This is a genomic window from Paracoccus sp. SY, assembly GCF_002901215.1.
Taxonomy (GTDB): domain Bacteria; phylum Pseudomonadota; class Alphaproteobacteria; order Rhodobacterales; family Rhodobacteraceae; genus Paracoccus; species Paracoccus acridae.
Genome location: NZ_NWMQ01000102.1, coordinates 1 through 4,219, shown reverse-complemented (window position 1 = coordinate 4,219; position 4,219 = coordinate 1). Strand labels below are relative to the sequence as shown.

General features: G+C 60.4%; 4 protein-coding genes, 2 pseudogenes and 1 other annotated feature. Of the genes and pseudogenes, 2 read left to right on the top strand and 4 right to left on the bottom strand.

Features of this window, described 5'->3' with window-relative positions; all coding sequences use genetic code 11:
- Positions 1–227 (bottom strand): annotated as a pseudogene (locus tag CK944_RS21615) (hypothetical protein); the annotation flags it as partial.
- Between the two features lie 141 nt (positions 228–368).
- On the opposite strand from CK944_RS21615, the gene CK944_RS21610 reads away from it, so the two are divergent.
- Positions 369–1,079 (top strand): IclR family transcriptional regulator, encoded by a 711-nt coding sequence (locus CK944_RS21610; RefSeq protein WP_158248120.1) that lies wholly within the window; start codon positions 369–371, stop codon positions 1,077–1,079.
- A 111-nt stretch (positions 1,080–1,190) separates the two neighbouring features.
- On the opposite strand, the gene CK944_RS21605 is transcribed toward CK944_RS21610, so the two are convergent.
- The 3 genes from CK944_RS21605 to CK944_RS21595 all read right to left on the bottom strand — a co-directional run bounded on the left by CK944_RS21605 (position 1,191) and on the right by CK944_RS21595 (position 3,755).
- On the bottom strand, positions 1,191–1,469 hold the full coding sequence (locus tag CK944_RS21605) for an SH3 domain-containing protein (protein ID WP_103175108.1): 279 nt from the start codon (positions 1,467–1,469) through the stop codon (positions 1,191–1,193).
- A 343-nt stretch (positions 1,470–1,812) separates the two neighbouring features.
- Positions 1,813–2,106 (bottom strand): hypothetical protein, encoded by a 294-nt coding sequence (locus CK944_RS21600; RefSeq protein ID WP_103175107.1) that lies wholly within the window; start codon positions 2,104–2,106, stop codon positions 1,813–1,815.
- 248 nt (positions 2,107–2,354) lie between these two features.
- Positions 2,355–3,755, bottom strand: coding sequence for a SulP family inorganic anion transporter (locus CK944_RS21595; RefSeq protein ID WP_103175106.1), 1,401 nt, complete (start codon positions 3,753–3,755; stop codon positions 2,355–2,357).
- 30 nt (positions 3,756–3,785) lie between these two features.
- Positions 3,786–3,841 (bottom strand) — a sequence feature (sul1 is cis-regulatory element that is thought to sense ions involved in sulfur or methionine metabolism; They are found in Alphaproteobacteria).
- A 166-nt stretch (positions 3,842–4,007) separates the two neighbouring features.
- On the opposite strand from CK944_RS21595, the pseudogene CK944_RS23055 reads away from it, so the two are divergent.
- Positions 4,008–4,219: pseudogene (locus CK944_RS23055) on the top strand (hypothetical protein); the annotation flags it as partial.

The window sequence follows — 4,219 nt, the reverse complement described above, 5'->3', positions numbered from 1 at the left end:
CCTTCGGCCAGTTCCTTCACATCGCCAAGCTGACGGGCCGGATAAATCTCGACCGTCACGTCACCATTCGAGATACGCTCCACCGCCTCCTTGAAGCGTACAGCGGTGTCGTGGATCGGATGTGCCTCGAAGACCGGGTGACCGAGGCGGAGCGTCACCGGATCCGCCATGGCGGTGGTGGCAGACAGCAATGCGCCAAAGGTAGCACAGACAGCAAACTTCCTCATACTTCCCTCCCAATTGTTCTCCCTTAGAGAACGTCGTTCTCAATATTGACGAATCGCTTACTCTGAGTCAAGAAGGATTGAAGTCAACAGGAGCAGTCTCGGGTGGACCCAATTTCCAATGTGCGCGCAGCAGACACATGCTTGCGCATCCTTCAGCAGATCGCATTTGCCGAGCAGCCACAGGGCGTGACACAGATTGCCGGCAAGGTCGGGATTGCTAAGGGCGCAGTTCACAAGCACCTGCGCACGCTCATCGATCACGGAATGATAGTGCAGGATCCGAGCACCTCGCTGTATCGTCTGGGACCAAAGATTTGGCTGATGGGTCAGAAGGCTCCTGATGGGCAGATGCTGTCCGAGATTGCCCTGCCGCTGATGCAGACGGTTCGAAATGATCTGGGCCTTGCGGTGGTTCTGAGCGTACCGACCCCGAAGTCGGCTTTCGTTTTGGCCACCTTGCGCAGCAACCAGCCCATTGATATCGGCGTTCGCCCCGGCAGCGAGTTGCAGCTGCACTCGTCGGCGCAGGGAAAGGTGTTTCTTGCCTTCGGCCCGGCCGACTTGTGGGACCAGTTGCAGATACCGCTGGAGGCCGTCACACCCAAGACGACAATCGATATCGAAACGCTCAGGCGAGAGATTGAGGTGATACGACTGGCAGGCTATGCGGTCGCACCTGAAGAATCATTGCTGGGGATCAATGCACTGGCCGCGCCGATCTTCAATGCGACCGGGACGATGGTCGGAAGCATAGGCCTGATTGGCTCGGTCCAGCATCTGACTGCAGAACCCACGCCTCATCAGTTGAAAGTCCTCATGGACTTGACCGGAGCCATCTCCAACCGGATTTGAGACTGCACTCCCCGGCCCTGCGTTTCAAAGCAAACATGAAGGGCTGGTTTGAGAAAAGCCGCAGCGCAGCACAATGCCAAAGCGGCCAGCAGCTATGGGCCGATGTAGCGGTCAACGATGCGCCAGATAGTCCGCGGAAACGTAGCCCGAGATACCGGGCTTCTCCGTGAGAAAGACTTTGCACCAGACTTTGCCATTGTTCGTCAGGCAGTTCTGGCGGGTAAGGCGCGTTCCGTCGGGCAGGCCGATTATGATGTTGTGCTCCAGGCCAGGGCCTTCGCGCAGCTTCAGAAGGTCGTGGGGCCCCGCGCCCTTCACCACCGCACCAGAACCGACCGCGCATCCGGCGGCGACCATGAGCGCGAGAAGAGAAGCAAGATGAATTCGCATTATCTGTCCTAGGTCTTTTCGCTATCACTACGACACCCATACGCCAAATGACAGCAGAGTGCTGCCCGACACGGGTATGGGCTTGCACACGGAGAGACGCTGAAGCCCCGTACCATGCGACGATCCTGGCCGTACTTTCATCGGGGCAGCAGAGCCTTGATCGATCCGGCGGTCGGCAACAACAGCGTCACCTCGGCTGACATTCTTCTTCAATGCTGGTCATCCCGGCGCTGAAGAGCGCTTATTCCCATGTTGTCTTCTACGACAACGAAGCGCCAAGACACGGCTGGCGGAATGACCATGGTCCGCGCCGAGGATCATCAGAATACCATGGAAAGGGCTCTTAGTGGATGATGCTCACTGCAAGTTCGGCCCAGATCAACAGAACTGACCCTAGGAGGGCCAGGGCAAGGACCGCCCGCCAGAGGCGATGACGTGTCGCTTTCAGGATTATTTCCCAGCCTACTCCAAGGCCGCCGAGCAGCAGAGCGGCGAAGATGAAATCGAAGACACCCCAGGCGACCTGGTCGGTGACGGAGGTCGCCAACAAAGGCGAAAGAACCAATAACGCTGCAAGACTCCAGGCAGCAGTCCTCACACGATTTGCCGTGCGGGTGTTCAACACGAGAGGTTTCATCAAGTAGCCTGATGGACAAGACGGTCTCCTATCCTGACACGGCCAGACGACCATCCCGATCACAAAGAGTGACGGATCGTCAGATGGGCGTGGGCTCTCTCTGGCGAGTAAAGGTCTAAGCTGTATACAAGAAGGAGTCGCCGGGAAGCTGCGGCGCTTTCCAATCCTCAGCGTGCCGGGCCTCGCAGCCGAGAACGCTCTCTCCCTGGCCCACCAGACAAACAGACCTTGCCCTTACGGAAAGCCACTCAGGCTGAACCTTCAAGCCCCTTTACGGTGAGGGGCAGGTTGTGGCGCAGGAAGCGGTCGCGCACCTTGTCGACTGCTGCCAGGGCCGTGATGTCCCACAGCCTGGCGCGCGACAGGTCGATGGTGACCGGGCCATCGTGGTCGATCGGATCGAAGGCCTCGATAAAGGCTTCGGCCGAGGCAAAGAAGATCTGCCCCTCGACGATGTAATGGTCGCCCTCGCGGCGGACATGCTGCATGGCGGCCACCTTGGCGGCAAAGAACAGGCCGCTCATCAGCACGCCGATCAGTACCCCCAGCGAGAGGTTGTGGCTGAGGATCGTCACCCCCACTGTCGCGAGCATCACCAGATTGGACAAGCGAGGCGTGGCCCGCAGCCGCTTCAGCGATCCCCAGTCCAGCGTGTCGATCGAGACCATGATCATGATCGCCACGAGCGCCGCCATCGGCACCTGGCCGATCAGGTCACCCGCCGCAACCATCAACACCAGCAGCAGCCCTCCAGCCGCCAGCGTCGAGAGCCTTCCGCGTCCGCCATATTTGACGTTCGAGACGGTCTGCCCGATCATTCCGCAACCGGCGATGCCGCCGAACAGGCTGGCCGCGACATTGGCCGCGCCCAGGCCCCTGGCCTCGGCATTCTTGTCCGACGGCGTGCCCGTCTGGTCATCGACGACCCCCGCCGTCATCAGGCTCTCCAGAAGACCGACAGTCGCGATGGCGAGCGCCGGGATGAAGATGATGCTGAGGAGATCAAGATCCCAAGGCACATCGGGAATGTGGAAGGCCGGCAGCCCGTCAGGAAGCGCGCCAAGGTCCGCAACCCGCGGCACGTCGATCCCGAAACCCGAACAGAGTGCCGTCAGAAGGACCACGCAGATGAGCGGAGCCGGGATCTTGGTTGTCAGGCGCGGTGCCAGATAGATTACGGCAAGCCCGGTTGCGATCACGGCATAGCCACTGGGTCCGGCATTCAGGATATGCGGCAGTTGCGCGGCGAAGATCAGGATGGCCAGTGCATTGACAAAGCCGGTTCGGACCGAGTTCGACACATAGCGCATGAGCGTGGCCAGCCGGGCAAAGCCGAACAGGATCTGGAACAGCCCCGCCAGCAATCCGGCAGCAAAAAGATACTCGACCCCATGCTCACGCACCAGAGGCGCCACAACCAGGGCGACCGACCCGGCCGCAGCCGAGATCATTGCCGGCCGCCCGCCGAACAGGGCGATGACGATGCTGATGACAAAAGAGGCATAAAGCCCCACCGCAGGATCAATGCCAGCGGTAAAGGAAAAGGCGATGACTTCGGGGATCAGGGCAAAGGTCGCCACTGCCCCGGCAAGGATTTCTCGGACAGGATTATTCTGCCACTGGCGCAGATAGTGCCGTGTGATGTTCATGATGATAAATGCGAAGACGCGTCTTGGATGCGTTGTCCGGCGGATCGGCGGCCGGAATAGCCACCCGGGCTTGCACCGGGTCCATGCGATTGCGCGTCTCTTAACGAGCTTTGCCAAGACTGCCAAGCCGATCAAGGCGAGACGCCTTATCCGCCCTGCAGAGCGGCTTCTGTTCCCCGCGAACCTTTTTCCCCAGCTTGCATCCAATGACCATGGCCGGGCGGATCCGGCCTGCCATCGAAAGGTCCCCACATGCACAGCTCCCTTCCCGTTCTCGCCGCATCTGTCCTCCTTGGCGCCCTGCCCTTCCTGGCGGCTGCCCAGACGGTGCCTGACACCGCACCCCCTGACGCGCCCTTCCAGAAGGTCAGCGAACTGGTCACCCTGCCGGATTTCCTGCCCGGCCTCGGCACGCTTTACGTCGATCCCGCGACCCTGCCCGCCGGTCCCTTCCTGGGCTATGA

Excerpts from the sequence above, each read along its gene's own strand:
- CK944_RS21595 (WP_103175106.1), bottom strand. The coding sequence starts at position 3,755 with ATGAACATCACACGGCACTATCTGCGCCAGTGGCAGAATAATCCTGTC.
- CK944_RS21605 (WP_103175108.1), bottom strand. The coding sequence starts at position 1,469 with ATGCGAATTCATCTTGCTTCTCTTCTCGCGCTCATGGTCGCCGCCGGA.
- CK944_RS21600 (WP_103175107.1), bottom strand. The coding sequence starts at position 2,106 with ATGAAACCTCTCGTGTTGAACACCCGCACGGCAAATCGTGTGAGGACT.